Source organism: Hahella sp. CCB-MM4 (assembly GCF_002260525.1).
Taxonomy (GTDB): Bacteria; Pseudomonadota; Gammaproteobacteria; order Pseudomonadales; family Oleiphilaceae; genus Hahella.
This window is the reverse complement of record NZ_MRYI01000151.1, coordinates 1-477: the sequence shown is the minus strand read 5'-3', so window position 1 is coordinate 477 and position 477 is coordinate 1. Positions and strand designations below refer to the sequence as shown.

The following is a 477-nucleotide window of genomic DNA, read 5'->3' as shown; positions in this document are numbered from 1 at the left end:
TCGCCAAGGAGCAGTCCGGCATCGCTTCCGGTGCGCTGAACTCGGCGCGCCAGACCGGCGCCGTCCTGGGCGTCGCCGTTCTGGGAGCGGTGATCGGCGGCGCGACGTCGGTCGCCTCCGGCACCCGCGTCGCGCTGGTGGTGGCGGGTGTCGTCCTGCTCGCCGGCGCGGGAGTGGTCGCCGCCTGCATCGGCCGTGCCGCACGGACGGACGTGTGACCGGCGGAGCGCGAGGGGCTTCAGAAGAACTCGGCGGGTCTTCGGACGGAGATCAGGGAGGCCGCTCTGGCCTTGTTGACCGCGTCGGTGCGTGAGACGGCGCCGAGCTTGCCGAAGATGTTGCGCAGGTGCCGCTTCACCGTGGGCTCCGACAGTCCGAGTGAAGCGGCGATCTGCGCGTTGCTCATCGCGCAGGCGGTCAGGTCGAGCACCTCCCGTTCCCGCTCGGTCAGCCGGACGCCGCTGCTCTGCCCCGTGG

At 72.1% G+C, this 477-nt stretch carries 1 protein-coding gene and 1 pseudogene; one reads left to right on the top strand and one right to left on the bottom strand.

Translation table 11 applies throughout. From position 1 onward, the window contains the following. Positions 1 to 218: pseudogene (locus BTA51_RS30415) on the top strand (MFS transporter); the annotation flags it as partial. A gap of 20 nt (positions 219 to 238) precedes the next feature. Here BTA51_RS30415 and BTA51_RS29795 read toward each other — a convergent pair. Further along, positions 239 to 477: response regulator transcription factor (locus BTA51_RS29795; RefSeq protein ID WP_141215747.1), on the bottom strand; the 239-nt coding region annotated here is incomplete at its 5' end.